Annotated in this window: 23 protein-coding genes; 14 read left to right on the top strand and 9 right to left on the bottom strand. The window is 62.9% G+C overall.

Annotation, left to right across the window (positions count from 1 at the left end):
• Nucleotides 1-59 precede the first annotated feature (59 nt).
• Genes araG through QA637_RS27015 form a run of 3 tightly spaced genes read left to right on the top strand, consistent with a single transcriptional unit; the run spans nt 60 to nt 3,439 of the window.
• The gene (araG, locus tag QA637_RS27005; RefSeq protein WP_283065817.1) at nt 60-1,586 is read left to right on the top strand and encodes an L-arabinose ABC transporter ATP-binding protein AraG; all 1,527 of its coding nucleotides are present in this window, start codon (nt 60-62) and stop codon (nt 1,584-1,586) included.
• Nucleotides 1,587-1,588: 2 nt separating this feature from the next.
• Nucleotides 1,589-2,539, top strand: coding sequence for an L-arabinose ABC transporter permease AraH (araH, locus tag QA637_RS27010; protein WP_283065818.1), 951 nt, complete (start codon nt 1,589-1,591; stop codon nt 2,537-2,539).
• 6 nt (nt 2,540-2,545) lie between these two features.
• Nucleotides 2,546-3,439 carry an aldose 1-epimerase gene (locus QA637_RS27015; RefSeq protein ID WP_153440259.1) on the top strand — a complete coding sequence of 298 codons (894 nt, stop codon included), beginning with the start codon at nt 2,546-2,548 and terminating at the stop codon, nt 3,437-3,439.
• Nucleotides 3,440-3,664: 225 nt separating this feature from the next.
• On the opposite strand, the gene QA637_RS27020 is transcribed toward QA637_RS27015, so the two are convergent.
• From QA637_RS27020 to QA637_RS27050, 7 genes are all read right to left on the bottom strand, one after another.
• A complete protein-coding gene (locus QA637_RS27020; protein ID WP_153440260.1) occupies nt 3,665-3,811 on the bottom strand; it encodes a DUF1127 domain-containing protein in 147 nt (48 codons plus the stop codon).
• Nucleotides 3,812-4,031: 220 nt separating this feature from the next.
• Complete coding sequence (locus QA637_RS27025) at nt 4,032-5,339, bottom strand: Gfo/Idh/MocA family protein (RefSeq protein WP_283065820.1); 1,308 nt, start codon at nt 5,337-5,339, stop codon at nt 4,032-4,034.
• A 166-nt stretch (nt 5,340-5,505) separates the two neighbouring features.
• The gene (locus tag QA637_RS27030) at nt 5,506-6,330 is read right to left on the bottom strand and encodes a sugar phosphate isomerase/epimerase family protein (protein ID WP_283065822.1); all 825 of its coding nucleotides are present in this window, start codon (nt 6,328-6,330) and stop codon (nt 5,506-5,508) included.
• Between the two features lie 44 nt (nt 6,331-6,374).
• Nucleotides 6,375-7,793, bottom strand: a complete 1,419-nt coding sequence (locus QA637_RS27035) for an enolase C-terminal domain-like protein (RefSeq protein WP_283065824.1) — start codon at nt 7,791-7,793, stop codon at nt 6,375-6,377.
• A 7-nt stretch (nt 7,794-7,800) separates the two neighbouring features.
• Nucleotides 7,801-8,964, bottom strand: coding sequence for a dihydrodipicolinate synthase family protein (locus QA637_RS27040; protein WP_283065826.1), 1,164 nt, complete (start codon nt 8,962-8,964; stop codon nt 7,801-7,803).
• A gap of 3 nt (nt 8,965-8,967) precedes the next feature.
• A complete protein-coding gene (locus QA637_RS27045; protein WP_283065828.1) occupies nt 8,968-10,116 on the bottom strand; it encodes a Gfo/Idh/MocA family protein in 1,149 nt (382 codons plus the stop codon).
• Nucleotides 10,117-10,238: 122 nt separating this feature from the next.
• Complete coding sequence (locus QA637_RS27050; protein ID WP_283065830.1) at nt 10,239-10,916, bottom strand: TetR/AcrR family transcriptional regulator; 678 nt, start codon at nt 10,914-10,916, stop codon at nt 10,239-10,241.
• 212 nt (nt 10,917-11,128) lie between these two features.
• Here QA637_RS27050 and QA637_RS27055 point away from each other — a divergent pair, with 212 nt between their 5' ends.
• The 10 genes from QA637_RS27055 to QA637_RS27100 all read left to right on the top strand — a co-directional run bounded on the left by QA637_RS27055 (nt 11,129) and on the right by QA637_RS27100 (nt 20,773).
• The gene (locus QA637_RS27055; RefSeq protein ID WP_283065832.1) at nt 11,129-12,415 is read left to right on the top strand and encodes an ABC transporter substrate-binding protein; all 1,287 of its coding nucleotides are present in this window, start codon (nt 11,129-11,131) and stop codon (nt 12,413-12,415) included.
• Nucleotides 12,416-12,419: 4 nt separating this feature from the next.
• Nucleotides 12,420-13,376: a carbohydrate ABC transporter permease gene (locus tag QA637_RS27060; protein WP_283065834.1), complete on the top strand. Its 957-nt coding sequence runs from the start codon at nt 12,420-12,422 to the stop codon at nt 13,374-13,376.
• Nucleotides 13,369-14,256, top strand: a complete 888-nt coding sequence (locus tag QA637_RS27065) for a carbohydrate ABC transporter permease (RefSeq protein ID WP_153440269.1) — start codon at nt 13,369-13,371, stop codon at nt 14,254-14,256. The genes QA637_RS27060 and QA637_RS27065 overlap by 8 nt, the downstream gene beginning before the upstream one ends.
• A 22-nt stretch (nt 14,257-14,278) precedes the next feature.
• Nucleotides 14,279-15,295 carry a Gfo/Idh/MocA family protein gene (locus QA637_RS27070; protein ID WP_283065837.1) on the top strand — a complete coding sequence of 339 codons (1,017 nt, stop codon included), beginning with the start codon at nt 14,279-14,281 and terminating at the stop codon, nt 15,293-15,295.
• 1 nt (nt 15,296) lies between these two features.
• Nucleotides 15,297-16,370, top strand: a complete 1,074-nt coding sequence (locus QA637_RS27075) for a Gfo/Idh/MocA family protein (RefSeq protein ID WP_283065839.1) — start codon at nt 15,297-15,299, stop codon at nt 16,368-16,370.
• A gap of 28 nt (nt 16,371-16,398) precedes the next feature.
• Nucleotides 16,399-17,478 (top strand): ABC transporter ATP-binding protein, encoded by a 1,080-nt coding sequence (locus QA637_RS27080; protein ID WP_283065841.1) that lies wholly within the window; start codon nt 16,399-16,401, stop codon nt 17,476-17,478.
• Nucleotides 17,479-17,682: 204 nt separating this feature from the next.
• Entirely contained in the window at nt 17,683-18,363 is a 681-nt protein-coding gene (locus tag QA637_RS27085) for a redoxin family protein (protein ID WP_283065842.1), read from the top strand.
• A 178-nt stretch (nt 18,364-18,541) separates the two neighbouring features.
• The gene (locus QA637_RS27090) at nt 18,542-19,012 is read left to right on the top strand and encodes a carboxymuconolactone decarboxylase family protein (protein WP_283065844.1); all 471 of its coding nucleotides are present in this window, start codon (nt 18,542-18,544) and stop codon (nt 19,010-19,012) included.
• A complete protein-coding gene (locus QA637_RS27095; protein WP_283065846.1) occupies nt 19,012-19,869 on the top strand; it encodes a sigma-70 family RNA polymerase sigma factor in 858 nt (285 codons plus the stop codon). The genes QA637_RS27090 and QA637_RS27095 overlap by 1 nt, the downstream gene beginning before the upstream one ends.
• A 103-nt stretch (nt 19,870-19,972) precedes the next feature.
• Nucleotides 19,973-20,773 (top strand): class I SAM-dependent methyltransferase, encoded by an 801-nt coding sequence (locus QA637_RS27100; RefSeq protein ID WP_283065848.1) that lies wholly within the window; start codon nt 19,973-19,975, stop codon nt 20,771-20,773.
• Nucleotides 20,774-20,792: 19 nt separating this feature from the next.
• Here QA637_RS27100 and QA637_RS27105 read toward each other — a convergent pair whose 3' ends face one another.
• Nucleotides 20,793-21,677, bottom strand: coding sequence for an SMP-30/gluconolactonase/LRE family protein (locus QA637_RS27105; RefSeq protein WP_283065850.1), 885 nt, complete (start codon nt 21,675-21,677; stop codon nt 20,793-20,795).
• Between the two features lie 165 nt (nt 21,678-21,842).
• Between QA637_RS27105 and QA637_RS27110 the strand changes: the two genes are divergently transcribed.
• Nucleotides 21,843-22,799 carry a dihydrodipicolinate synthase family protein gene (locus QA637_RS27110; RefSeq protein ID WP_153440278.1) on the top strand — a complete coding sequence of 319 codons (957 nt, stop codon included), beginning with the start codon at nt 21,843-21,845 and terminating at the stop codon, nt 22,797-22,799.
• A gap of 154 nt (nt 22,800-22,953) precedes the next feature.
• On the opposite strand, the gene QA637_RS27115 is transcribed toward QA637_RS27110, so the two are convergent.
• Nucleotides 22,954-23,676 carry a FadR/GntR family transcriptional regulator gene (locus QA637_RS27115; protein ID WP_283065852.1) on the bottom strand — a complete coding sequence of 241 codons (723 nt, stop codon included), beginning with the start codon at nt 23,674-23,676 and terminating at the stop codon, nt 22,954-22,956.
• Nucleotides 23,677-23,737 lie beyond the last annotated feature (61 nt).

Raw genomic sequence — 23,737 nt, forward strand, 5'->3', positions numbered from 1 at the left:
GACGACGACATCGAGCCCGGCGGCCTTCATCCGCCGGGCAATTCTCTTCGGAGCAGCGCATGCAAGATTTCCTCGAATTCCGGTCGATTTCGAAAGGCTACCCCGGCGTCCAGGCGCTATCGAATGTCTCCTTTGCTGTCCGCAAGGGCGCCGTTCACGGGCTCATGGGCGAGAACGGCGCCGGCAAGTCGACGCTGATCCGCGTTCTGTCCGGCGATCAATCGGCCGATGAGGGCGAGATCCGCATCGATGGCGAGGTTCAGCAGTATCGCTCCGTGCGCGACGCCTTCCATGCCGGCGTCATCGTCATTCACCAGGAACTGCAGCTCGTGCCGGAGCTGACGGTTGCCGAAAACCTTTGGCTCGGCCATTTCCCCGGCAAAGGCGGTGTGATCGACCGCCGCAAACTCGTCGGCGTCGTCTCTGAAAAGCTGGCCGAGATCGGCATCGATGTCGACCCAGCCGCCAAGGTTGCGTCGCTTTCGATCGGCGAGCGCCAGATGGTCGAGATCGCCAAGGCGGTGATGCTTGACGCGCGCGTGATCGCTCTCGACGAGCCGACCTCCTCGCTGTCCTCGCGCGAGAGCGAAATCCTCTTTGCTCTCATCGATCGCCTGCGCGCGAACGGCACCGTCATTCTCTACGTCTCGCATCGCCTCGACGAGATCTTCCGGCTTTGCGACAGCCTCACGGTGCTGCGCGACGGCAAGCTCGCCGCCCATCATCAGGAGATTTCCAGGGTTACGCGCGACCAGATCATTTCCGAGATGGTCGGGCGCGAGATCGCAAATATCTGGGGCTGGCGGGGGCGCAGCTTCGGCGCCGAACGGCTGCGGGTCGAAAGTATTGCAGGGCCAAAACTGAAGATCCCGTTGAGCTTCTCCGTCAGGCGCGGCGAGATCGTCGGCTTCTTCGGCCTGATTGGTGCCGGCCGCAGCGAGATGGCGCGGCTCATCTATGGAGCCGATGCGCGCAGCCAGGGCGACGTGTCGGTCGACGGCGCAATCGTGCCGGCAGACAGCCCGCCGAAGTCGATCCGGGCCGGCATCGTCCTCTGCCCGGAGGACCGCAAGTTCGATGGCATCGTTCAGGGCCGGTCGATCGAAGAGAACATGACGATCTCCTCGCGCCGCCACTTTTCTCGCCTCGGCATCATCAATCCGAAGAAGGAAAGCGAACTCGCCGACAAATTCATCGCCAGGCTTCGCGTGCGAACACCGTCCCGCCGTCAGGACATCGTCAACCTCTCGGGCGGCAACCAGCAGAAGGTCATCCTCGGGCGCTGGCTGTCGGAGGAAGGCATCAAGGTTCTCATCGTCGACGAGCCGACGCGCGGCATCGACGTCGGCGCGAAATCCGAGATCTACGAAATCCTTTACGGGCTTGCCGAGCAGGGCATGGCGATCGTCGTCATCTCCAGCGAGCTACCGGAGGTGATGGGCATCGCGGACCGTATCATCGTGATGTGCGAGGGTCGGCTGGCGGCCGACATGCCGCGTGTGGAATTCGATGAGCGGCGGATCCTCGCGGCAGCCCTTCCCGACATCAAGAACAGCAAAGAGCTTCCCCTCACGCAGGTATGGTGACGATGACCCATCTGAAAAAAATTCTTCTCGGCGAACAGGGCCTCGTCGTCATCTTCGCAGTCGCCTTCGTCATCGTGTCGATGACGGTTCCGAATTTCTTGAGCGAGCGCAATATGCTCGGCCTGCTGCAGTCGGTCGTCACGATCGGCATTATCGCCTGCACGATGATGTTCTGCCTCGCCTCGCGCGATTTCGACCTTTCAGTCGGCTCGACGGTGGCATTTTCCGGCATGGTGGCGGTCATGGCCTCGAACGCCTCGGGCTCGATCCTGCTCGGGCTGCTGGCTGCCGTCATTTGCGGCGCGGTCGTCGGCACCATCAACGGCGTCGTCATCGCTCGTTTCCGCATCAATGCGCTGATCACAACGCTTGCGACCATGCAGATCGTCCGCGGTTTCGCGCTGATCGCCTCGGATGGTCGCGCCGTCGGCATCAACGATCCCGGCTTTTATCAGCTCGCGTTGTCGCGCTTTCTCGGCGTCCCGACACCGATCTGGGTGATGGGCCTGTTCTTCATCGTCTTCGGCTTTGTGTTGAACCGAACCGTCTTCGGCAAGAACACGCTGGCGATCGGCGGCAATCCGGAGGCTTCGCGTCTTGCGGGCGTCGACGTCGCCCGCATGCGCGTCTGGATCTTCGCGCTGCAAGGCATCGTCTGCGCCGTCGCAGGCGTGCTGCTTGCCTCGCGCATCACCTCCGGTCAGCCCAATGCCGCGACGGGACTCGAGCTTTCGGTCATCTCGGCCTGCGTGCTCGGCGGCGTATCGCTTGCCGGCGGCCGCGCGGCGATGACTGGCGTCATCGTCGGCGTTTTGATCATGGGCATCGCCGAGAATGTCATGAACCTGCTCAACATCCAGGCCTTTTATCAGTACGTGGTGCGCGGCCTGATCCTGTTGCTGGCGGTGCTGCTCGACAATCTGCGCTCGGTCGCGGGCCGACAGCGCGTCTGACCGGCAATGTCAAACGATGTCCTGCACCTTAAGAACAACGAGCTCTCGGTCGAACTGAGCCGTTTCGGCGGCTCGCTCCTCGCTGCCACCTGGCGCGGCATCCCGTTCCTGAAGCCGACTGCGACCGCCGGGATCGCGACGCAGCGCTTCGGCGCCGAAGCGAGCTTCCCGCTCGTCCCCTTCGGCAACAGGATCGAAGGCAACAGCTTCACCTTCGAGGGGGAGCGCTTCACCCTCGAGCCGAATACATCGGGCGATCCATTCTGCCTGCATGGGGATGGATGGCTCAGCGAGTGGGAGCTGAAGTCGCACAGCGGGGAACGGGCGACCCTTTCCTATGTGCACGCCGAGCGGGCGGGAAGCCCCTATGCCTACGAGGCCGTGCAGGATGTGCGGCTGGAAGGCAGCACGCTGCTTCTCTCCCTGGCCGTCACGAACACGTCGACTCGTCTGTTACCCTTTGGATTGGGGCATCATCCCTACTTTCCACGCACGGCCGGGACCCGGCTCAGAGCGAGGGCGAAACGCATCTGGGGTGAGAGGGCTGGACATCTGCCCGACGCTCCCGGCGCGATTCTCCGAATGGTCGATTTCGCCGAGGGCAACAGGCTCCCCGCTCGCTGGATGAACAATGCCTATGACGGCTGGGACGGAGAGGCTGCAATCGAATGGCCCGAACGTCAGCTTGCCTTAAGGCTTGAGGCCGAGGGTTCGTTCGAGTGCTTCATGATCTACTCACCGGGTGCGGATGCGGACTTCTTCTGTTTCGAGCCGATGACGCATCTGCCCAATGCTCACAACATGCCGAACGAAGCCGGCGGCCTCGTTGCGTTGAAGCCCGGTAAGAGCCTTGCAGGCACGATCAGGTTCCGTCTGGCGCCATTGAGCCCAGGCTTTTAATAAGTCAGGAGCGAACGGCCGGTTCTCGACGCTTACTGCATGATTCCTTAAATCGGAATCGATTAAGGACAAAATCATGCAGCAATTCAAAGTGCTACAGCGACGTTTGCGCGTCCGATTGGACGCGCGGCGCTGTAGGCGCAAAGAAAAAGCGCCCGCTGGGAGGTGCAGGCGCTTGAACAGACCTACGTCAGTTCTGACGTGGCGTACTCGTCGATCGAGCCTTTAGCGGCCGACAGCGGCGCGGGCGACGCGATGGATGTCGGCACGGGCGATGCCGAGATCATCGAGTTCACGGGTCGACATACGGCCCAGTTCGGTGACCGTCTGACGGTACTTGCGCCAGTTGTTAAAAGAGCGTGCTACGTTCATTTTGATCCCCCTTTCATGGGCTTTCGAAGCCTGGCTGCCAGTCCGTGGCGCCTCGTTGCTTCGATGCGCAACATATAGTGCCGAACTTCGGGGGATTGCAGCGCTCATATGTCAGCGCACCCATGCGTCAAATGCATGGATGCGGGCGGTCATGGTAAGCCCTCCGGCGCGTGGAGGGCGGGAATTCAGACTAGCCTTGCGGCTATGAGGGGCCGACCACTCACCGCCGACCGGCAGAGGCGGAGATTTGCGCCGCCGACCGGGGAACGGAGCCGATCTCGTCCTCGAAAAGCTCGGGCATCAGATCGGCAAGCCGGACCAGCTTGCCCGTGCGCGAGCTCTGGAGTGCCGCGATGCCGCAGAGGACCGACATCGCCCCGGCGCGCGCGCCTGCCCGCTGCCCCAACGGGTCCGTCGCGCCCGGCTTGAAAAGCATGTTCCGCAGGCGGTCGTCGCCACCGTAGTGGCCACCGGAAGAATGGGGCACGGCGATGCGCTCGACTCCCGGGCGCCCTTTCGGGAAATTGCGGACAAGCAGAATGACGTCTTCCTCCGGCATCTCCCATGGCTGGTCCTCGTGCTGTCGAAGTTCGATTCTGCCCTTCGTTCCATTGAAGGCGACGTGGTGCCCCTCGATCGGCTGGAAGGTGTTCAGCGAATAGGAGACGTGGACATTGTTGCGGTAGCGTATGTTCGCGACCATCGTGTCGGGAATATCGATGTCCTCGCGGAAGACGCAGCCGTCGCGGAAATAGCCGTCGATCTCGGAGGGGTCCTCGTAGAGCGCGTCGAGGAACGGATCGGCTTCCAGATCCAGGTAGAAGTCGCATTCATTCTTATGGGGACAGAGCTTGCAGCGCGGCGCGCGGAAGGGACCCTTGCGCCCGTACATCTGCAGGTCGGCGAAGGCCGTGACGGCATCCGGATCACTGTCGAGATACCAGTTCAACAGATCGAAATGATGGGTCGCCTTGTGCACGAATAGGCTGCCGGACTTTTCCGTATAAGCGTGCCAGCGGCGAAAATAGTCGGCGCCGTGTCTGGTATCGAGGTACCAATGAAAGTCGACGGAAGTCACCCGGCCGATTTCGCCCGAATTCAACAGTTCCTTGATGCGCGCCGCAGTCGGCGCAAAGCGGTAGTTGAAGGAGACGTCCACCCGCCGACCGGTGCGCTTCTCGGCGTCCAGAATGCGGCGGATCTTTTCGACGGTGGTTGACATCGGCTTTTCGGTGATGACATCGGCGCCGGCCTCAAGCGCGCGGACGACGATATCGTCATGGGTGCTATCCGGTGTGCAGACGATCACGAGATCGGGCCGCGCTTCGGCAAGCATCATGTCGACATTGCCGTAGATGGGCGCATTGGTGGCAATCATCGTGCGGGCGCGTTCGGCTCTGAGCGCATTCGTGTCGGCTATGGCGATGAGATCCACCTGGCCGCGCCAACCGGCGAGCAGATCCTTGCCCCACATCGTGGTGCCGCGGTTGCCGGTTCCGACCAGCGCAAAACGACGTTTGTTATCCATCTTCCTCACGCAATCCTGTCTGGAGTGAAGCCGCGCGACCGGCGGCAATGACTATTACAACATGTAAACTCACCATACATGCTAGTGGCTGAAATCCGCGAGCGTCAAGGTATTTCCCACCCGCTCTTGTCAACCACTTGTAAGAACCATGATCGAGCAACCCATCTCAACAGCAGCTTCGATAGCGCTCCACGCAAATTGCGATCACCTCCTCGGCCGGCCGCTTCCACCAGTTCTCGGCCGAGAAGATTTCGACCTCCTGCGCCCCATAGAAGCCCGCTGCCTCGATCCGGCGCCGGATTCCCTTCAAATCGATGACGCCATCGCCCATCATGCCGCGATCCGTCAGCATGTCCTTGGTCGGGACCAGCCAATCGCAGATGTGATGGGCGAGGATCGCCTTCATTTCACCCGCCCGCGCGATCTGGTTGGCGAGATCAGGGTCCCACCAGACATGATAGACGTCGATCGCGACGCCGACGCCGGGGCCGAGCGCCTCGCACATGTCGAGCGCCTGGCCGAGCGTGTTCACGCAGGCCCGGTCGGCGGCATACATCGGATGCAGGGGCTCGATCGCAAGCGGCACGCTGGCAGCGCGCGCATGCCGCAGCACCGTGGCAATGCCGTCCTCGACCATCCGGCGGGCGGCATCGATATTCTTCGAGCCTCCCGGCAGACCGCCGACGACCAGAACCAGGCAATCGGCACCGAGCGCCGCCGCCTCGTCGATCGCGCGCCTGTTGTCGTCGATGGCCTTCTCGCGGCCCGCTGCGTCTGCCGCCGGGAAGAAACCGCCACGGCAGAGGCCGGTGAGCTTCAGCCCGTTGGACTTGACGATGCGGACCGCCTCATCGAGCCCGACCGCCGCCACCTGATCCCGCCAGGGAGCGATCGCCGTGATGCCGTGTTTCAGGCAGAGGTCCACGGCCTCCGCAAAGCCGCATTGCTCGCGGATCGTCGCGAGATTGATGGAAAGCCCCTCGACCTGCATGTTGTCCTCCTCCCACATTCGTTTTGTGCATTGGGCGAGATGCACTAGCTCGCCGTCATCGACGTCCAGTCCGGCTCGACTGATGAGCCAAGGCCGATCGCTCTCAAGGCAGTTTCAAAAGTGAGCTCGCCCCCCTTGATGGCGAGCCGCGCCCGCCCGGATGCCCCGTCGTAAAGATCGCCATGCGCGGCCAGATAGGACGCCTGCTCGCCCGCCGGGGCCTGCGCCATGCCGTCAACATAGTGGTGGCCGTTGCGTTCGACATGGCCGGCGCCGACAAGCGCCGCCAGAACGAGGTCCTGCTGGAGCGCCAGGCCCGATTGTGTCGTCAGGTCCTCGGCGGACATGAAATAGTGGGAAGCACCCGTCTCGCGGTTCCATTTCTCGACGCGCGCGCGGTTGATCAGAGCCCGGTAGAAACCCTTGCAGGATTTCGAGGAGATGCCGGCATAGCCGAGTTCGCGGGCGCGCGGAAAGGCGCCGACATCGCCGTCGGACTCGTCGATTTCGAGCGCCATGCGCTGCGCGAGACTCGCGACCGATTTCGACAGCGCCTCAGCACGCGCGATCGGCTGTTCGAAGAAGAGAATGGACCGGCGCAGCCGCGCGAGGCGCGGCTCCTTCTGCAGGCGATCGAGAAGGTCGGCCGCCGCATCGGCGCTTTCGAACTGTTCGTTGCCATCGAGCGTCGCGCGATAGCCGTCAGTCATGCCATCGAGCACTGCGGCGATGGCTATCAGGCGCTCGAGGTCTTCGGTGGGGCGTCCGGAAACCTTGATCTTGAAATAACGGTGACCGTAGGCGGCAATCACCTCTTCAAGCGTCTGCGGCAGGCCGTCCTCGAGCCGCTGGTCCGGCGCGAGCTCGGCGGCCGTCAGCGCATCGGCGAGCCCGATCGTATGGCGTACGGCAAGCCGCGGCGAAGGCTCCAGCCTCGCGAAAAAGCCAGCGAAATCGAAGCCCGCAAGATCCGGTGCGGTGGCATCGGCGATGCCGAGCAGACCGTGCCGGACGGCGTCGGCGGCGCTCACGCCTTTCATTCGGCACAGCGCATCGATGATGGCACGATCGATGAGCGCCAGCCCGTAAGACGCCACGAGCGGCGGGAGGCCTCGGCCCGCAGCCGCCCGGTGATGATCGGCCTCAGCGCGGGCATGCAGCCCGAAGGGCGTCGCCGCCCCCGTCGCCCGCAAGCCTTCGATCGCCAGATGCAGCGACGCGCGAAGTTGCGCAATGTTGTCATCCGGCGAAAGGGCGGGATTCTTGTCGAACCATTTCGGCATCATCATCTCGGCCGACCAGCCGGTCGCCTCCTGGCCGCCTTCGTCCGCGATCTTCACCCGGACGAAGGCCTGCGGCGCGCTCTCGACGCGCGCCGCCCCGAACCGGAAGGGAAAGCGGAAGCCAACTTGCCGCTCGAAGATGTCCGCCTCTATGAGCCTGACGATGGGAGCCTCGGTCATGGCGGCCTCAGTCGATGCCGTGGACGGCAAGAGCACGCCGCATGCGCGAGACCGCCAGTTCCGGATCGGCAAGGGCGCCGGCCCTGTCCGCCAGACGGAAGAGTTCGGCGATATGGGCAAGCGAGCGCGCGCTCTGTTGTCCGCCGATCATCACGAAATGATCCTGCAGGCCGTTCAGATAGGCGAGAAAGACGACGCCGGTCTTGTAGAAGCGCGTCGGTGCCTTGAAGATATGGCGCGACAGCGGCACAGTCGGCTCGAGCAGCTCAAAGAACTCCCCGTTCCGCCCCTCGCCGAGCGCCTCAAGGGCCGCCGACGCCACCGGCGCGATCGCATCGAAGATGCCGAGCAGCGCGTCGGAGTATCCTCTTTCATCGCCGGCGATGAGTTCGGCATAGTTGAAGTCGTCGCCGGTATACATGCGCACGCCTTTCGGAATCCGGCGCCGCATTGCGATTTCTTTTTCCTTAGAGAGGAGCGATATCTTGATCCCGTCGACCTTCTCGGCATGCGCCTCGATGACCGCAAGTGAGGTCTTCATCGCCTCCATGTGGTCGCCGTTGCCCCAATAGCCTTCGAGTGCCGGGTCGAACATCTCGCCGAGCCAATGGATGATCACCGGGTCCTTCACCTGCGAAAGGATGCGATCGTAGACGCGGATATAGTCTTCCGGCCCTTTCGCCGCTGCCGCGAGCGCCCGGCTCGCCATCAGGATGATCCGCCCACCTTCCGCTTCGATCGCTTCGATCTGGCTCTCATAGGCCTTGAGAATATCGTCGATCGAGACATCGGGGCCTGGCGCCAGGTGATCTGTGCCGGCACCGCAGGCGATCAGCGCGCCGGAGCGCCCGCGCGCCTCGGCAAGCGCACGGCGGATGAGCTCGCGCGCTTCCGGCCAACCGAGGCCCATGCCGCGCTGCGCCGTGTCCATCGCTTCGGCGACGCCAAGGCCCAGATCCCAGAGCCGGTGGCGGAAGGCGAGCGTGCGCTCCCAATCGATCGCCGGCGTCAGCCACGGATCATTGTCCGCGAGCGGGTCGGCGACGACGTGCGCCGCCGCAAAGGCAACTCTGGAAAACGCTGCCGCCTCGCGCTGCTTGAGCGGGACCGGCCGGCCCGTCAGTTCGTAACGGGCGAGCCGGCCTTCCCGGGGGAGATCGATGCTGACCATGGCTCAGAACTCCAATGCCGGGACATCGAGCCAGCGGCGCTCGGCCCAGGATTTCAGCCCCAGCTCGGCAAGCTGCACGCCCTTGGCGCCGGCCTCCAGTCCGTAGGGCCAGGGGCTGTCGTCGGCAACATGGCGCAGGAACATTTCCCACTGCGCCTTGAAGCCGTTGTCGAAGACCTGCGTGTCCGGCACCTCGTCCCAGGTCTTGTAGAAATCGATGGTCTGCGGCTGATCCGGGTTCCAGACCGGCTTTGGTGTGTTGACGCGGTGTTGGGTCCAGCATTTCGTCAGCCCGGCAACGGCCGAGCCGTGCGTGCCGTCGACCTGGAAGGTCACGAGATCGTCGCGGCGCACCCGCACGGTCCAGGAGGAATTGATCTGCGCAATGATGCCGCCGTCGAGCTCGAAGGTCGCATAGGCCGCATCGTCCGTATCGCAGTCATAGGCCCGACCCTGCTCGTCGACGCGGCTTGGAATGTGGGTGGCGCCGAGGCAGGAGACGGCGCGCACTTCGCCGAAGAGGTTGTCCAGCACGTAGCGCCAGTGGCAGAGCATATCGAGAATGATGCCGCCGCCGTCGCCCTTGCGGTAATTCCATGAGGGACGCTGGGCAGGCACACCCCAATCGCCTTCAAAGACCCAGTAACCGAATTCGCCACGCACCGAGAGGATCTTTCCGAAGAAGCCGGAGTCCCTAAGGAGAGCCAGCTTGCGAAGCCCGGGCAGGAACAGCTTGTCCTGGACGACACCGTGCTTGAGGCCGGAAGCGCGCGCCTTTCGCGCCAGCTTCACTGCCGTCCTGAGATCGTCGGAAATCGGCTTCTCACAATAGACATGCTTGCCGGCGTCGAGCGCCCTGCCTATGAGCTCGGCGCGCATCAGCGTCGTACCGGCATCGAAAAAGATCTGGTCGTTCGGATCGGCAAGCGCGGCATCGAGATCGGTCGACCAGCGAGCGATGTTATGACGTTTCGCCAGTTGCTCCATCTTATCGCGGTTGCGGCCGACGATGATCGGGTCGATCTCCAGCCGTTCGCCGGACCTGAGCGTGATCCCGCCCTGATCGCGAATGGCCAGTATCGAGCGCACCAGGTGCTGGTTGTAGCCCATCCGGCCCGTGACGCCGTGCAATATGATCCCCAAACGTGGCATGCGGTCTCCTCCCTGCCGGGCCTCGTGGGAGCGGACCAGCCCTCCCAAGCCAGTAACTAAACAGTTACTTTGTGGCAGACAAAAAGCGTACCTGTCAACAAAAAAAACGACATGTCGAAGATTCAGCGCCTGATCGAAGCCAAAGTCACATGAACGATGTGGCGCTCCCAGCCCTCGAGATTGTCTCTTTCCGCGAGATCACGGCCGAAGATCGTTGAGAGCGTGTACTGGTTCGAGAGGTAGAAATAGCCGAGTGCGGCCATCGTCAGATAGAGGTGCAACGGGTCGACATCCTCCCGGAAGAGGCCCTTTGCCCTGCCTCGCTCGAGCAGGTCGGAAAGCTTGCCCATGAGTTGCGAATGCAGCTCCTTGAGCCGGGTCGATTGACGCAGCCAGCGGGCGCGATGAAGGTTCTCGGTGCCAAGCAAGCTCAGGAACTCCGGATGCTCAAGGAAGTATCTCCATGTGAACATCGCCAGCTCTGCGATGCCCTGCTCCGGCTCCAAGTAACTGAGATTGATCGATTTTTCCGCCGTTCTTATGCCGATATAGGCCTCTTCCAGGACCGCGAGATAGAGCTGCTCCTTGTCGCCGAAATAATGATAGAGCATGCGCTTGTTGATGCCGGCGCGTTCGGCGATGGCATCGACGCGCGCGCCGCCCATGCCGTTCTCCGCGAACTCCTTGGTGGCGGCCGCGAGGATGGAGGCACGTGTCCGCTCGGGATCGCGCTGCGCGGAGCGCTCGGCACGCTCGCCGCTTCCATTCCTTCCTCTCGCGCCCGCCTGCCCCTTCTCCATCACATCACCTCCGGCACCTCTTGCCTTCGGCGGCATTCGATGCGAAATCGTAAAGATAATTTACAAGACAATGACAGCATTTCACACAACTGCTTGACACGATCTTTGCTTGCCCCTAGTTTGTAACCAATTAGTTATTTAATGCAAGAGGACTCAACAAGACGACGATGACACGGAGCGTTGTGGAGGCGCTCCCGAGGGAGGAGGAACAAATGACGCATCGCATCAGCAGACGCAGTGTGCTTGCAGGAGGAGCAGCACTTCTTTCATATGCGGCCTTCGCGCCGCGCGCCTTTTCCGAGGAGGCGCGGCTGCGCTTGCTATGGTGGGGATCGCAGACCCGAGCCGACCGCACCAACAAGGTCAGCGAGCTTTTCAAGGCAGCCAATCCGGGGGTTTCCATCAACGGCGAATTCCTCGGCTGGAGCGACTACTGGCCGCGCCTTGCGACCCAGGTCGCAGGGGGCAACGCGCCCGACGTCATCCAGATGGATTACCGCTACATCGTCGAATATGCCCGACGCGGCGCGCTTGCGCCGCTCGACAGCTATCTCGGCTCGGTGCTCAAGGTCGAGGATTTCGACCAGGTGCAGATCAAGGGCGGCAGCGTCGACGGCAAGCTCTACGGCATCAGTCTCGGCGCCAATTCGACGGCGATGATGGTCAACACGGTCGCCTTCGAGGAAGCCGGCGTCGACCTGCCGACGCCAGCCACCACCTGGGACGAGCTCGCTCGCATGGGTATCGAGATCACCAAGGCCGGCAAGCGCAAGGGCTATTACGGCCTTTCGGACGGCAGCGGCGTGGAGCCGCTCCTCGAAAACTGGCTGCGCCAGCGCGGCAAGGCCCTCTTCACCGCGGACGGCAAGATCGCCTATGACGCGAATGACGGGGCCGAATGGTTTGCCATGTGGCAGAAGATGCGCGACGACAAGGCCTGCGTGCCGGCGGATATACAGGCGCTCGACCAGTTCAATATCGAGACGAGTCCTTTGTCGCTCGGAAAGGCGGCGACGTCCTATGCCCATTCCAACCAGCTCGTCGGCTATCAGGCGATCAACAAAGACAAGATCGTGCTGAGGAGCCATGCGCTGATCGGCAAGGATGCCAAGGGCGGCCATTACCGCAAGCCATCGATGTTCTTCTCGGTGTCGGCCAAGAGCAGCGATCCGGAACTCGGCGCGAAATATGTCAACTTCTTCGTCAAGGATCCGGACGCGGCCAAGGTCCTCGGCGTCGAACGGGGTGTGCCGGAATCGGCGTCCGTGCGCGACGCGCTCGCACCATCGCTCGATGACCTCGGGCGGGCAGCGCTCGAATATGTCTCCGGGCTCGGCGCGCTCGCCGGCGATCTGCCGCCACCGCCGCCGTCCGGCGCCGGCGAGGCGGAGCTGGCCCTGCGCAGGGTCGCCGAGCAGGTAGCCTTCGGCCAGCTCGACGCCAAACAGGGCGGCGAGACGCTGGTAGACGAGGTCACACAGATCCTGTCGCGAGGCTAAGGGGATGGCGGCCGTGCAGGATAGCGCTGTCGTCGTCGGTGCGGGCGCCAACGGGCGCCCCGCCGCACAGGGCCGATGGGCCTCCATCTGGGCGAAGCACGGAGCCGGCTACATGTTCCTGTTGCCGTGGCTCATCGGCTTCTTCGGCCTGACGCTCGGGCCTGCGGTCGCCTCGCTCTATCTCTCCTTCACCAGTTTCGACCTTATCCGCGCGCCGGAATGGGTCGGGACCGCCAACTACGTGCGCATCGCGACCGCCGATCCGAAATTCGCTGCCGCGATCCATGTGACTTTCCTCTATGTCGTGCTTTCGGTTCCCTTCAAGCTCGCCTTCGCGCTGCTCGTCGCCATCCTTCTCAATCGCGGCGTCCGGGGACTGACCGTCTATCGCGCGATCTTCTATTTGCCGTCGCTGCTCGGAGGCAGCGTCGCGATCGCCGTGCTCTGGCGCCAGCTCTTTGCCGGCGACGGCCTCATCAACAGCCTGCTTGGCCAGTTCGGCATTGAGGGCCCGAGCTGGATCTCGCATCCGAATTATTCGATCTGGACCCTCGTCGTGCTGAGCGTCTGGCAGTTCGGCTCGCCGATGATCATCTTCCTTGCCGGCCTTCGCCAGATTCCGACCGACATGTATGAGGCTGCGAGCCTCGACGGCGCATCGAAGTTCCGGCAGTTCTACAAGATCACGCTGCCGCTTTTGACCCCGGTCATCTTCTTTAATGCGGTGGTGCAGACGATCGATGCCTTCAAGGCCTTCACCCCGGCCTTCATCATTTCCGGCGGCACCGGCGGACCGATCAACTCGACGCTCTTCTATACGCTCTATCTCTATCAGGAAGCCTTCGGCAATTTCCGCATGGGCTATGCCTCGGCGCTCGCCTGGATCCTGGTGCTGATCATCGCGCTCTTCACTGCCTTTTCGTTCCTCACCTCTCGCTACTGGGTGCACTACGATGACTGATGCGACCATGAGCTCCGTAACCGCCCCACCATCGGTACCGCTCGGCCGCCGCGGCCCCTTGGGATCGGTTCTCGTCCACGGCGGCCTGGTCGCCGCGTCGATCGCGATGCTCTATCCGCTCTTGTGGATGATTTCCGCATCGGTAAGGCCGGAGGACGAGATCTTCGCCTCGACCTCGCTCTGGCCGTCGTCGATCGATTTCGCTTCCTATTTGCGCGGCTGGTTCGGCCTCGACGTCAGCTTCGGCCGCTTCTTCTGGAACTCACTCGTCGTGTCCGTGCTGACGGTGATCGGCAATGTCGTCGCCTGTTCGCTCGCGGCCTACGCCTTCGCGCGGCTTCGCTTCGCCGGGCGCAATTTCTGGTTCGCGATCATGCTGGGGACGCTGATGATCCCCTATCACGTGACGCTCATCCCCCAATATGTGCTCTTCCTCAATCTCGGCTGGGTGAATACCTTCCTGCCGCTCGTGGTGCCGAAATTCCTGGCGAGCGACGCCTTCTTCATCTTCCTGATGGTCCAGTTCTTCCGCGGCATCCCGCGCGAACTCGACGAGGCGGCAATGATGGACGGCTGCGGCCCCTGGCGCATCTACTGGAAGATCATGCTGCCGCTCTCCCTGCCGGTGCTGGCAACCGCCGCGATCTTCTCCTTCATCTGGACCTGGGACGATTTCTTCGGACCGCTGATCTACCTCAACGACATGAACACCTACACTATCCAGCTGGGCCTCAGGACCTTCGTCGACTCAAGCAGCACCTCCGACTGGGGCGGACTCTTCGCCATGTCGACGCTGTCGCTCGTGCCGGTGTTCTTCTTCTTCCTGTTCTTCCAGCGCCTTCTGATCGAAGGCATCGCCACCACTGGCATGAAGCGCTGATCAAGAAAGCTGGAGTTTACCAATGGACGAATTGCGTTTTGCCGCGGTCGGGCTCAACCACAACCACATCTACGGCCAGGTCAATTGCCTTTTGAGAGCCGGCGCCCGCCTCGTCGGCTTCCACGAACCGGACGACGCATTGGCCGCGGAGTTCTTGGCCACGTACAAGGATGTGCCGCGTATCGCGACACTCGACCGGATCCTCGAGGACGAGAGCATCGGCCTTGTCACCTCGGCTTCGGTCTCTGCCGAGCGGGCGGAGGTGGCGATCCGCGCCATGCGCCACGGCAAGGACGTGCTCGTTGACAAGCCGGGGATGACGAGTCTCGACCAGCTCGCCAGGGTGCGCCGGGTCCAGGCCGAAACGGGGCGCATCTTCTCGATCCTCTTTTCCGAGCATTTCGAGAGCCCGGCGACGGTTAAAGCCGGCGAACTGGTCGCCGCCGGTGCCATCGGCGAGGTCGTGCACATGGTCGGCCTCGGGCCGCATCGGCTGCGCAAGGAAAGCCGCCCCGGCTGGTTCTTCCGCCGCTCGGATTACGGCGGCATCTTGACCGACATCGCTTCGCACCAGTGCGAGCAGTTCCTCTTCTTCGCCGGCGCCGCCCATGCCACCATTCTCTCGGCGAGCGTCGACAACCGGAGCGTTCCCGAGAGCCCGGAACTGCAGGACACGGGCAACATCCATCTTTCGACGGACCGGGCCACCGGAATGATCCATGTCAACTGGCTCACCCCGGACGGCATGCCGACCTGGGGCGACGGCCGACTTTTCATCGTGGGCACGACCGGCACGATCGAGGTGCGCAAGACGGTCGATCTCGCCGGGCGCGCAGGAGGCAACCACCTGTTTCTTGCCGATCGCAGCGGCGTCGAGCACATCGACTGCTCGGACGTCGACCTTCCTTTCGGCCGTCAGCTCCTCGCCGACATCCGCGACAGAACCGAAACCGCCATGCCGCAGCAACGCTGCTTCAATGCCATGGAGCTTGCCCTTTCAGCGCAAGCGATCGCCGAACGTAACCAGGAAAAGAACTGATATGAGCGTAAAGACAGTTGCCATCATCGGCTGCGGGATCGGGCGGTCGCACATCATCGAAGGCTATCTGCCGCATCCGGACAAGTTCCGGGTGACCGCGCTCTGCGACCTCAACGTGGAACGGCTGAACGAAGTCGGCAACGAGTTCGGCATCGAGAAGCGCACGACCTCGTTCAAGGAACTGCTTGCCGACGACAGCATCGATATCATCGATATCTGCACCCCGCCCGGGATTCACCTCGAACAGGTCCTCGACGCACTGGCGTCCGGCAAACACGTGATCTGCGAGAAGCCGCTCACCGGTTCGCTCAAGGGCGTCGACCGGATCATGGAGGCGGAGAAAGAGGCCAAGGGCGTGCTGATGCCGATCTTCCAGTATCGCTACGGCGACGGCATCGAGAAGGCGAAGCGCATCATCGAGGCCGGCATTGCCGGCAAACCCTATGTGGGCTCGGTCGAAACATTCTGGCTGCGCACGCCGGAATATTACTCCGTTCCCTGGCGCGGGAAATGGGAGACGGAGCTTGGCGGCGTGCTTGTGACCCACGCCCTGCACCTGCACGACATGATGCTTCACCTCCTCGGCCCCGTCGCACGAGTGTTCGGGCGCGTCGCAACGCGTGTCAACGATATCGAGGTCGAGGACTGCGCCTCGGCAAGCCTGCTGATGGAGAACGGCGCCTTCGTTTCGCTCTCCTGCACGCTCGGCTCGCTAGAGCAGATCAGCCGTCTTCGCCTGCACTTCGAGAATGTCACCCTCGAAAGCAGCCACGAGCCCTATGCTCCCGGAAAGGATCCCTGGAAGATCATTGCTGCCAACGAGATCGTGCAGGCTGAGATCGACGAAGTGATCGGCGACTGGCGTCCCGTCTCGCCGCGTTTCACCACGCAAATGGCCCATTTCCACGCCTTTCTCAGCGGCGACGGACCGCTCCCCGTCACCACCAGGGATGCACGGCAGGCATTGGAACTGGTGACGGCGATCTATCAGTCCGCCGACACAGGTCGCGAGATAACGCTTCCGATCGGACCGGAGAGTCCGAAATATGCCAATTGGCGCGCGAATACGCGGTAACGGCAGAGGCCGCAGGGAGGAATTCGAAATGGCAACCAGCGTCGTTCTTCAGAAGGTCGAGAAGCGTTATGGCGCGCTCGATGTGATCCACGGCATCGACCTGACCATCGATCCCGGCGAGTTCGCCGTCTTCGTCGGCCCCTCCGGTTGCGGCAAGTCGACCCTGCTGCGCATGATCGCCGGTCTGGAAGAGATTACCGGCGGCACGCTGATGCTCGACAACGACCGGATGAACGAGGTGGCGCCGGCCAAGCGCGGTATCGCCATGGTGTTTCAGTCCTATGCGCTCTATCCGCATATGTCGGTCTACAAGAATCTCGCCTTCGGCCTTGAGACGGCAGGCTACAGAAAAACGGAGATCGAGCCGAAAGTGCGTCGCGCCGCCGAGATCCTGCAGATCGAGAAGCTGCTCGACCGCAAGCCGAAGGCGCTCTCCGGCGGCCAACGCCAGCGCGTCGCGATCGGCCGGGCGATCGTGCGCGAACCGCGCATCTTCCTCTTCGACGAACCGCTTTCCAACCTCGATGCGGAACTCCGCGTGCAGATGCGCGTCGAAATCTCGCGGCTTCATCGTGATCTCGGCAACACGATGATCTACGTGACCCACGATCAGGTGGAGGCCATGACCATGGCCGACAAGATCGTCGTCCTGAACTCCGGACGGATCGAGCAGGTGGGAGCACCGCTCGATCTCTACAACAACCCCGTCAACCGCTTCGTCGCCGGGTTCATCGGCAGCCCGAAAATGAACTTCCTCAAGGCGCGCATCGCTGCCGTCGGCGAAGCGGAAACCGCGATCCAGGTTTGCGGCGGCACGATCCGCCTGCCGCGTGTCTTGGATGGCGCAGCGCCGGGACAGGACGTGACCTTCGGCATCCGGCCGGAACATCTTTCCGCACACGAAGATGGCATCGCGCTCGCCCCGATCAATGTCGAGCTGGTTGAAAACCTCGGCGGCGAAACCATGCTCTACGGCATCACCCCTGACAGTCAGCACGTCACGGTCGCGCTCGAGGGCCAGCAGAAGGTGGAGCGCGGCACCAATCTCGCCGTTCACTTCGATCCTTCGCGCTGCCACGTCTTCGGCGCCGACGGCAAGGCGATCTAAGCGCGGCACCGCCTGCGCGGATGGAACGTAACCGATGGGGTCGCTCCGCCGTTTACCGCTTGCTCATGGGCCAATGTGGGGCCATGCTATGGGGGTATACCCTGGCTGTAAGGCCGAACGCCATTTCGCCCTGGGACGCCAGCTCGACCTCGAAGCACTTGCAGTGCTACCTTTTCTCGACTGCCCCGGGGAAGGAGGTTGCCCATGTCTGCGCCCTATACCGACCATCCGTTGCAACCGGGCGACCGGGCGCCAAACATCGTGCTGGATGCGATCTCGCGCGACGGAACGATTGCACTTGATGATTTTCGCGGCCGCAGCCCGTTGTTGATCGGTTTGTTTCGAGGCCTGCTCTGTCCATTCTGCCGGCGCCATGTCGCCGCGATGGCACAGCTCAACCCGGCACTGCGTGAGAAAGGCGTGAACTCTCTAGCGGTGGTAAACACCCCGGTCGAACGCGCGCGACTCTATTTCCGTTATCATCCGATACCCGGCCTTCTTGCTGCATCCGATCCGGAGCGAGCTTCACACCGCGCCTTCGGCTTACCTCTCCTCGAGTTCACGGAAAATGAGACCGACTGGCCATACAAGGTCGGAATGGATGTGGTCACGACAATGCGGGTCGATCGGCCCGGGGAGTTGCCTGAACCGATGAATCCGGACGCAGCAGGCGACCTTCTTAACACGAGGGATGGGTACGAAATTACAGACGCCGATCAGAAGGTGAGGATTCCCGGGCACATGCAGCTCGTCGGTCATTTCCTGCTCGATCGAGAAGGTGTCGTGCGCTGGAGCTTTACGGAAGTTGAAGACGAAGGCCAGAATATGTGCCGGGCGCTCAATCCCGAAGAGTTGATGTCGGCAGCTTCCGAAGTCGTCCCTTAACAGCGAAAACGGGGTCAGTAACTACTCCGGCAGTGATTCCACAGGGGTACTCAAGCGCGTCGGCCGAAGTCCGCCTGCCTGCGGAAAAGCACGCACCGATAAGAAATTTCTGTCCTCATGTCACACTCGCAGATCCTGTCTCGTCATGGTGTCGGAACCAACAGAAGGAAACTGAACCATGACTCCCAAACTCGACCCGTTCGCCGCTGCGCCGTCGCTGATGAAGAACTGGATGGGCACGACGGTTGCCGTCACCGCGAGCCTGGAGCCGAGCCTCATCGAACTGGTGAAGATCCGCGCCTCGCAGATCAACGGCTGCGCCAACTGCATCAACATGCATACGGTGGAAGCGCGGGCAAAAGGCGAGACGGAGCAGCGTATCTACCTGCTGTCGGCCTGGCGTGAAGCCCCCTGCTATTCCGATCGCGAGCGCGCCGCGCTAGGCTGGACCGAGGCACTGACGCGGTTGTCAGAGGGTCATACGCACGAAAGCGCCTATGACGCCCTGAAGGCTCAGTTTACCGAGGAGGAGCAGGTGAAGCTCACGCTCATGATCAATGTCATCAACGGGTGGAACCGCCTTGCGGTTGGCTTCAGCCTTTGGGCCGATCCGGCCGCGGCCAGGGCCGCCGCCGAGGCGGCCGCCTGATGACGGACACCCGTCACGAGGACGCAGCGGCGGAATTCGATCCGCTGCGTCCGAGGCTCATGCGCGTCGCCTATCGCATGCTCGGCTCCGTCGCCGACGCGGAAGATATGGTGCAGGAGGCCTTCATCCGCTGGATGGGGGCCGATCGCTCGGCGGTGCGCGAGCCCGAGGCGTTCTTGCGCCGTACGGTGACGCGGCTCTGCCTTGATCAGCTCAAGTCGGCAAGACGCCAGCGCGAGACCTATATCGGTCCCTGGCTTCCCGACCCGGTCGTGGAAGAGGAGCAGGAGGAAGACGTCACTCTGCCCCTGATGCTTGCCCTGGAACGCCTATCTCCACTCGAACGGGCGGCCTTCCTGCTGCACGACGTTTTTGGGCTGGGATTCGAGGAAGTCGCGGCGACCATCCAGCGCGACCCGGCTGCCTGTCGCCAGCTCGCCAGCCGCGCGCGCACCCATGTCCGCGAGGCGCGGCCTCGCTTCCAGATCGAGAAACAGAAAAGCCTCGAGATCGCTGAAGCCTTCTTCACGGCCTCGCGCAGCGGCGACATGAAGGCGCTCGGTGCGATGTTGGCGGCCGACGTCAGCGTCCATGCCGACGGCGGCGGCAAGCGTCCGGCAGCGATGAAGCCGATCTTCGGATTCGATGCCGTGATGAAGGTTCACCAGAGTTTGGCGGTCCTGTTTCAGAAGCACGGCTCGAAACTCGTGCATGCCGGCTTCATCAACGGACTGCCCGGTTTCGTCACGCTGGAAGGCGATGGCGAACTTCAGACGACTGCACTCGATATCGAAGACGGAAAGGTTACCGCGATCTATGTCGTGCGGAACCCCGACAAGCTGAAACACTTGCACTAGGCAAGTCGCGAATCGGACGCGAACTGCTGCATTGACGCTGTCTGCTCGCGCTTGGCAAACGGCAGGTCGAGGTCTACCATGCGCGCAACCTATGGAGACTTCGATGACCTCCAGCTTCAATGTCCATGACGCGGCCGGCTACGAACAGCTTATGGGACGCTGGAGTCAGCGACTTGCGCCGCTATTTATCGAGTTCTCCGGGCTTGCCGACGGCGAAAAGATTGTCGACGTCGGCTGCGGCACCGGCAGCCTCACTTTTGCGCTCGCAAGGACCGCGGATCTCGCACAGATCGCAGCGATCGACTATTCGCCGGTCTTCGTCGCGGAGGCGAGCCGGCGCAACACCGATCCGCGTATAAAGATCCAGCAGGCGGATGCCTGCGCCCTGCCCTTCGCAGATGGGACCTTCGACCGCGCCCTGGCGCTGCTCGTGCTCCATTTCGTGCCCGACGCCGACAAGGCGGTCGCCGAGATGCGCCGCGTCGTGCGGCCGGGCGGCGTCGTCGCGGCGGCTGTGTGGGACCATCTCGGCGGCATGCCCGGCATGCGGATGATGGTCGACACGGTGGCGGCACTCGGCGAAGGCGGTCGCCAGCTCCGCGCGCGCTATTGCTTTCAGCCGATGATGCAGCCGGGCGAAATGAAAAGGACTTTTGTGGAGCAGGGTCTCGTCGACGTTTCGGAAACCCAGCTCATGATCCGCATGGACTACCAGAACTTCGACGACTACTGGGCGCCGATTGCCGCAGGCGAAGGACCGCTCGGTAAATATGTAGCGGCGCTCGGGCCCACAGAACGGGCACGCACCGATGCCGCCCTGCGCGACGCCTACGAGGCCGGCCGGCCGGATGGTCCGAGGTCGTTTGCGAACGTTGCCTGGGCCTGCCGCGGCATCGTTCCCTGAACTTGCGGCCAAAGAGACCTCAAAGCCGGCGGTCATCGAAGCGGTGCACGGCGACGCCCGCGACCGGGCTTCGGGCAGCGAAAATGCCGCCGGCCCGACTGTCCTCAGACGAATCGGCGTGACGCAGGGACGTGACGAGCAGCGTCTTGCGATCCGGTCCGGCGAAGCAGGGCATCGTAGGTGCCGGCACCGGGAAGCGATGCGTCCTGATCAACTCGCCTTCGCTTGAGAAGCAGTTGAGGACGCCGGCCGAAACGCCGGCGCTCCAGTAATTGCCCGCGACGTCGGTTGCCGCTCCATCGGGACGGCCGCTTGCCTCGTCGAGAACGGCGAGCCTGCGCCGTTCGGAAATCGCACCCGTCGCGGGGTCGAATTGCCAACGGTCGATCCAGGGCCCGCGCGAATCCGAATGAAAGAGAACCGAGCCGTCCGCGCTCCAGGCGAGACCATTGGAACAGATGATCTCGCCGACCCTACGCTCCACCGTGCCGTCCGGTATAACGCGGTATAGCGAAGCGACCGGCTGCCGTTTGGCCGCCTCATGCATCGTCCCCACCCAGAACGCTCCGTCGGGCCCAACCTTGCCGTCGTTCAGGCGTGTGTCCGGCCTTTCCGCTTGGATCGAGGCGATCTGCCTGACGATAGCGCCGCTTTCGGGGTCGAACAGAACCACGCGATCCCGTTGCGCGAACACGAGCCTTCCGGAGTGGGCAAGCCCGACGCAGCAGGCCCCGTGGTCGAAGGTCCATGCGATGTGGCCCGCCCCGGTAAGATCTGCACGATGGAGGGCGCCCTTGCCGATATCGACGAAAAACAGGCAGTTTCGACGGTCGTCGTAGACCGGGCTCTCAGCCACCGTGCAGCGCAAATCCAGCACGCAGTCAAATGTCAAGTCGAAAGACATGTCTGGAACCATCGTCTGACAGGTTGTCGGATTGGCCGAGGGAACGGGCGTCTCTCGCAGGCCACAGTTTTTCGAGCATTATCAGCTGATGTTTTCTCTAACATTGCTATTGCCCTTGCTCAACTTGTAAATTAAAAATACAGGAAACCTGGCAAGGAGATTTCCATGAAAACAACCCCCGTTGATGTCGGCGCCCTCAGGTCTTCGGTCCTTTCCGTGCCGCCGCTGGCCCGTCAGGCGAATGGCGAGCCGAGCACGACGGAAAATCGCAGACAAGTCGATTGGCTGCTCTCGGGCGGGGTAACCACCTATCTCTATGGCGGCAACGCCAATCTCTACAATTTCGGCGTGACGGGATTCGGCAGCCTTCTCGATATGCTCGAGGACATTGCCCCGCCGGACGGCTGGATGATCCCCTCGATTGGCGCCGACTTCGGCAAGGCGATGGACCAGGCGACGATCCTGCGGGGGCGAAATTTTCCGACCGCCATGGTGCTCCCCCTCACCTTCCCGACGACTTCGGCGGGCCTGGTCTCGGGATTCGCCAAGCTGGCGGATGCCGCCGGCCGGCCGTTGATCGCCTATGTCAAGAATGACGGTTTCCTTAATGCCGGCGATGTCGCGCGTCTCTTCCGCGATGGCGCGATCGCTGCCTTGAAGTACGCCGTCGTGCGGCCCGAACCCAAAAACGATGCCTATCTTTCCGCCATCCTCGATGCCGTCGGCTCGGGCGAGCGGATCGTCAGCGGTATCGGCGAGCGTCCGGCGATCGATCACGTCGAAATGGGGCTCACCGCCTTCACCTCCGGGTCGGTATGCATCGCTCCGCACCTCTCGACCGCGATCCTGAAGGCGTGCCAATCCGGTGAGTTCGCTGCCGCAAGGACGCTTCGCGAAAGCTTCCTTCCGCTTGAGGATCTGCGCGACGCCCATTCGCCGATCCGCGTCCTGCACGAAGCGGTGAGACTCGCCGGTATCTGCGATACCGGTCCGATCGGGGAATTCCTGTCGAATCTCGACGGCGCCGAACGGCTCGATGCCATCGCCGCGGCAGCGCGCGCGCTCAAGGCGAAGAGCGAAGCCGCGGCCCGCGGGGCCCGGCCACTTTCGGCGAGCGCCTGACATGGTACCGGAGATGGCGCGAGTAAGGCGCCGCGCTCTTCGGCAACTGTCCCTGGAGCGGGATCCGAACAGCCTGCAGTGGCGAAAAGCGAAGACATTGGTGTCGATACCCCCCGCCGACCGCAGTAACGACTTGATCAGACGGCGTATCGCCCTAGAGATCCCCGTGGGATCCGGTGATGCGCGCCCTGGATTCCGTCAGGTGGTAGCGCATGTAGAGCCGCGCGAGCTCGCGGTTCTGGCCGGAAATCGCCGTGAATATCTTGCGGTGCTCCTCGAGAACGCGGCGCCGCCGGTCCTCCGAGCCTTGCCGTGTCAGGCTGAGCGCCATGCGCATCGAGCCGCGCAGAATATCGCCAAGCTCTTCCAGGAGGCGCGGGAAAAGCTCATTGCCCGCTGCCGCGGCAACGGCAAGATGGAAGGCGAAATCCTCCTCCCAGCCCGTCTCGCCGCGGGCAAAGGCGCCCTCGAGCGCCGCGAGCGCCTCACCGATCTGGTTGAGTTGGGCCCTGGTCCGGCGCATCGCGGCCAGTCCCGCACACTCGGTTTCGAGTGCCAGCCGCGGCTCGAAGGCCCTGAGATAGCTGGCGATCTCAGCCGAGGCTGCAAAATCGGTCAGCTTGTTGGAAGGGCGCGACTTGACGAAGGTGCCGATGCCCTGCCGCGAAACCACCAGGCCATCCGCCTGCAGCCGCATCAGCGCCTCGCGAACGACCGGCCTGGAAACCTGGAAGTCGCGGCAGATCCGGGCTTCCGACGGCAATTTCGCCCCCTCGGCCATCTGGCCGCTCGCGATCTGCTCGAGGATCTGGCCGTAGAGAACATCGGCGAGCCGCTCCCGCCGCGCCGGTTTCAGTTTCAACATCACGTCGTCCAAGGGTCCGCCTTCACCTGTCATTTTTCTGAACAGGTGCAATCTAGCCGACCTGCCCGGGAAT

The organism is Sinorhizobium terangae (assembly GCF_029714365.1).
GTDB classification, from domain to species: Bacteria; Pseudomonadota; Alphaproteobacteria; order Rhizobiales; family Rhizobiaceae; genus Sinorhizobium; species Sinorhizobium terangae.